Origin of the sequence: Dietzia sp. DQ11-44, assembly GCF_014145205.1 — a bacterium.
GTDB classification, from domain to species: domain Bacteria; phylum Actinomycetota; class Actinomycetes; order Mycobacteriales; family Mycobacteriaceae; genus Dietzia; species Dietzia natronolimnaea.
The window spans coordinates 1-4,743 of the sequence record NZ_JAALEC010000391.1; the positions used below are offsets into that span (position 1 = coordinate 1).

General features: G+C 69.5%; 6 protein-coding genes and 1 tRNA gene. All 7 read left to right on the forward strand.

The features are described from left to right. Positions 1-437: MaoC/PaaZ C-terminal domain-containing protein (locus G6018_RS10310; RefSeq protein ID WP_206685263.1), on the forward strand; the 437-nt coding region annotated here is incomplete at its 5' end. 151 nt (positions 438-588) lie between these two features. Then, positions 589-661: transfer RNA gene (locus tag G6018_RS10315), tRNA-Trp, on the forward strand. 37 nt (positions 662-698) lie between these two features. Next, positions 699-1,067, forward strand: coding sequence for a preprotein translocase subunit SecE (secE, locus tag G6018_RS17675; protein ID WP_179523170.1), 369 nt, complete (start codon positions 699-701; stop codon positions 1,065-1,067). 64 nt (positions 1,068-1,131) lie between these two features. Continuing rightward, positions 1,132-2,031, forward strand: a complete 900-nt coding sequence (nusG, locus tag G6018_RS10325) for a transcription termination/antitermination protein NusG (protein ID WP_179523169.1) — start codon at positions 1,132-1,134, stop codon at positions 2,029-2,031. 253 nt (positions 2,032-2,284) lie between these two features. Then, a complete protein-coding gene (rplK, locus tag G6018_RS10330) occupies positions 2,285-2,719 on the forward strand; it encodes a 50S ribosomal protein L11 (RefSeq protein ID WP_095717641.1) in 435 nt (144 codons plus the stop codon). Between the two features lie 91 nt (positions 2,720-2,810). Next, positions 2,811-3,539, forward strand: a complete 729-nt coding sequence (rplA, locus tag G6018_RS10335) for a 50S ribosomal protein L1 (protein WP_182639545.1) — start codon at positions 2,811-2,813, stop codon at positions 3,537-3,539. A 465-nt stretch (positions 3,540-4,004) separates the two neighbouring features. Next, on the forward strand, positions 4,005-4,743 hold a 739-nt coding region (locus G6018_RS10340), incomplete at its 3' end, for an MCE family protein (RefSeq protein ID WP_347237850.1).

Consider the following 4,743-nt stretch of genomic DNA (forward strand, 5'->3'; position numbering starts at 1 on the left):
CGACGACGACGAGGCGACCGGAGCCCGGCGAGCCCATCCGGGCCCGCAGCCTGCCGGTGACGCGTGCGGACCTGCGCCGCTACGCGGACGCCTCGGGGGACCACAACCCCATCCACCTCAGTGACGAGGCCGCCCGCGAGCTCGGTCTGCCCGGCGTGGTCGCGCACGGGATGCTGACCTCGGCGCTGGCGATCGGGGTCGTGGCCGAGTGGGCCGGGGGAGCGGACCGGGTGGTGGCCACCTTGATCCGGTTCGCCGGACCGGTGGTGGTCCCTGCCGACGCCCCGGCCCTGTTGGAGGTGGCCGGCACGGTGAGGAGGGTCGCCGACGACGGTTCCACGGCAGACGTGGCCCTCACGGTCACCTGCGGCGGGGCCAAGGTGTTCGGCAAGGCGATCGTGACCGTCGCCCTCGACGGCGCCGATCGAGCGATTTAGAGCCACTGCCGGGGCTGACGTACACTTGCCACGCCCGACCGCCCGCGGTCGCGGCCCACGCTGCCTGAGGCAGCCGCCGACACTGTAGAGTCGAGGCGTTCGTGCGGTCCGCGATTCGTGAGACGGCACGGGTGGCCGGGAGACCGGCCGAAGGGGCGTAGCTCAATTGGCAGAGCAGCGGTCTCCAAAACCGCAGGTTGCAGGTTCAAGTCCTGTCGCCCCTGCCCTTCCCGCCAGCCACAGTCGACCCGGAGGTAACGCGTGAGTCAGGATCGCGACGACGACACCAGCGGCGCGCGCGGTTCCGACGGCGCGGCCGGTACCACCGGTGCCGCTGTTCCGACGGGCTCTGCTGTTCCGACAGGCAAAGCCGGCCGGAGCGACACCACCGTCGCCAATCGTGTCCGCACCGATGCGGACACCGCGGAGGACACGCGGGCCAACCGCGCGAATCCGTTCCAGTACATCGGGCAGGTCATCGAGGAGCTGCGTAAGGTCATCTGGCCCACGCGCAACCAGATGGTCACTTACACCATCGTGGTGTTCCTGTTCCTGATCTTCATGACCGCGCTGGTCTCCGGCGTCGACTTCGGCGCGGGCAAGCTCGTCGAGCTCGTCTTCGACCGCTGACACCCGCCGCTGGAGGTCCGGGACGAGATCCGGACCGCCGAACTTCGAGAGGACCGCAATTTCAGTGAGCGACATCGAGCAGAGCCCCGAATCCGAGGACGTCGAGCAGAGCCCGGCTGCCGCCGAGCAGGCCGAGACCGCGGCGGATGCGGTGCTCGGTGACACCTCCGCGGACCCCTCCGACGTCGCGGTCCCGCCGACCGCCGAGGCCGTGGCGGATGCCATCGACGCGGTCGCCGGCACCGATGAGGACGCCGACGAGGTCGCCGACGTCACCGATGAGGCCGACGCCGCGGAGGGATCCGAGTCGGCAGAGGCCCCCGCCGAGGAGGCGGCGCCCGCGATCGATCCCGTCATCGCCTTCAAGCGCCAGCTGCGCAAGCTCCCCGGCGACTGGTTCGTCGTCCACTCGTACGCCGGGTACGAGAACAAGGTCAAGGCCAATCTCGAGACCCGCGCGGTCACCCTCGGCGCGGAGGACAAGATCTATCAGGTCGAGGTCCCCATCGAGGAGTACACCGAGGTCAAGAACGGCCAGAAGAAGGTCGCCAACCGCAAGGTCCTGCCCGGCTACGTCCTGGTGCGTATGGACCTCGACGACGAGTCATGGGGTGTCGTCCGCAACACCCCCGGCGTGACCGGGTTCGTCAGCGCGACCGGCGGTGCGGCCGGTGCGCCCACCCCGCTCTCGCTGAGCGACGTGGCCAAGTTCCTGGCCCCCAAGCCTGAGAAGAAGGCCGCCACCCCCGGTGGCGAGGCCGACGGTGGACTGGTCCCGCAGACCGTCGAGGTGGAGTTCACGGTCGGCGAGTCGGTCACCGTCATGGACGGCCCGTTCGCCACCCTGCCCGCCAGCATCTCCGAGGTCGATCCGACCTCGCAGAAGCTCAAGGTGCTCGTGTCCATCTTCGGTCGCGAGACCCCGGTGGAGCTCGGATTCTCCCAGGTGGAGAAGATCGACTGACCAGCGCGATCACCCCGACGGCCCGCCCCGCGCACACCGCGCGCGGCGGGTCCCGTCGTTTCGGGGATCGCGCCACGGTGCGCCGGATCGGATTAGCCGTTGCACGTCGATTGCACGTAGACTCTCCAAGGTTGTGCCTGCGCCCCCGCATGCCCTGCCCGACGGGCGGGCCTGAGGGGAGCGGCGCACACGACAGTCGGCCTCCCACGTGTACAGCGTGGAGCCGAGATCCAGTCGAAGAATCAGGAAGACGATGCCTCCGAAGAAGAAGAAGGTCTCAGGGCTGATCAAGCTCCAGATCAACGCCGGCGCAGCCAACCCGGCACCGCCGGTCGGCCCGGCTCTGGGTGCCCATGGTGTCAACATCATGGAGTTCTGCAAGGCCTACAACGCAGCCACCGAGAACCAGCGCGGGAACGTCGTGCCGGTCGAGATCACGGTCTACGAGGACCGTTCTTTCGACTTCAAGCTCAAGACGCCGCCGGCCGCCAAGCTCCTGCTCAAGGCCGCCGGCCTGCAGAAGGGTTCGGGCACCCCGCACTCCGCCAAGGTCGGCAAGGTCTCCATGGACCAGGTCCGCGAGATCGCGCAGACCAAGATGGAGGACCTCAACGCCAACGACGTCGACCAGGCCGCGAAGATCATCGCCGGCACCGCCCGCTCCATGGGCATCACGGTCGAGGCCTGACCTCCACCACCACACATCACCGTGGGAGGGCAGCTCAGGCCCGCACCACACCCGACCGTCGCAGAGAACACGCGGCAGGAATGGAACTCTCATGAGCAAGAACAGCAAGGCCTACAAGGCCGCAGCTGACAAGGTCGACCGCACCAAGCTGTACTCGCCTCTGGATGCCCTGGCACTGGCCAAGGACACCTCCTCGACGAAGATGGACGCCACCGTCGAGGTCGCCATGCGACTTGGCGTCGACTCCCGCAAGGCGGACCAGATGGTCCGCGGCACCGTGAATCTTCCCAACGGTACCGGTAAGACCGCCCGCGTCATCGTCTTCGCCGCGGGCGAGAAGGCCACCGAGGCCGAGGCCGCCGGCGCCGACGTCGTGGGCTCCGACGACCTCATCGAGCGGATCCAGGGCGGCTGGCTCGACTTCGACGCCGCGATCGCCACGCCGGACCAGATGGCCAAGGTCGGCCGTGTGGCCCGCGTGCTCGGCCCGCGTGGCCTCATGCCGAACCCCAAGACGGGCACCGTCACCATGGACGTGACCAAGGCCGTCAGCGACATCAAGGGCGGCAAGGTCACCTTCCGCACCGACAAGGCCAACAACCTGCACTTCATCGTGGGCAAGGCGTCGTTCTCCACCGAGCAGCTCACGGAGAACTACCAGGCCGCGATCGACGAGGTCATGCGTCTCAAGCCGTCCTCCTCCAAGGGCCGCTACCTGCAGAAGATCACCGTGTCCACCACGACCGGACCCGGCATCCCGGTCGACCCCTCGGCGATCTCCAAGCTCCTCGAGGCGGGTTCCGACTCCGAAGCGAGCTGATCTGCTCGGCTGAGACGCCACCAGCTCGGCTGAAGGCCCCGCGACCGGTTATCCGGACGCGGGGCCTTCCCGCATTTCCCGGCATGCCGTGAGCGGCCGGCCGCCGGCCGACCGGTCCGCAGCCGCTCCTCCCGATGGCGTCTCGCGTGCCGGCATGCCCGCCCCCCACGCAGCCGCTCCTCGCGATGGCGTCTCGCCGTCGCTTCGGGGCGTGCGAGACGCCATGTTCGGGCGCGGCTGTGGGGGAGATGGGGCTGCGGCGAGGGCGAGACGCCATCGCAACGAGCGGCCCCGGGCACGGATTCCCTCGCGTTCGCACGCGCGGTACGGCAGCCCGGAGCACACAGTGACCTAGCTCACCCGCATGACAATGCCCTCGGGTATGGTTGGGTCACGCGGTCGCCGTCGGCACGCCCGCCCCGCTACCGGAGGGGGCCACGATCGGGGTCGACCGGATTACCCGCGGTGGCCGCCGCGGACGAGGTGCTCGACGATCGCGGTGACGACGTCCGCGACACGGTCCGTCAGCTCAGCGCGGCGCTGCAGACCGTCTCCGACGGCCGCGACGACATCTTCGCCACCGTCCGCAACCTCGAGGCCTTCACCGCCGCGATGGAGGGTTCCGGCGAGCAGATCACCACCTTCAACGAGGTGATGGCGGCGGTGACCGTCTCGGTGTCGCGCGGCCGGGGGGAGATCGGCCCGGCGCTCACCGAGCTCGACCTGGCAGTCGACGAGGTCCGCGACTTCGTCCGCGACAACCGGCAGGTGGGCATCGAGACCGTCCGGACGACCACCGACCTGCTGACGGTGCTGGCCGAGCAGCGCGACGACATCGCCCAGATCCTGCACGTCGCACCCACCGCGCTGTCGAACCTGCAGGGGATCTACCAGCCGTCGCAGAACGCGGTGATCTCGTCCCTCGCGCTGACCGACTTCGCGAACCCGATGCAGTTCATCTGCTCCGACCTGGCCGCTGCAGAGGAGACCGACGTGCACACCGCCTCCGAGGAGTGCGTGCGACTGCTCGGCCCCACGCTCACCGCGCTGGCGGTGGACTACCCGCCCGTGGCGATCAATCCCAGCCGCGGCGTCGGGGCGCTGCCGCACCAGCTCGACTACACCCACGACCACCTGCGGCCGGCTCCCGCCCTCGCGACCCCTGCCGACGCGTCCCCGACCCCCGCCGGCCCGGCGGACGGTC

Excerpts from the sequence above, each read along its gene's own strand:
- rplK (WP_095717641.1), top strand. The coding sequence starts at position 2,285 with ATGCCTCCGAAGAAGAAGAAGGTCTCAGGGCTGATCAAGCTCCAGATC.
- rplA (WP_182639545.1), top strand. The coding sequence starts at position 2,811 with ATGAGCAAGAACAGCAAGGCCTACAAGGCCGCAGCTGACAAGGTCGAC.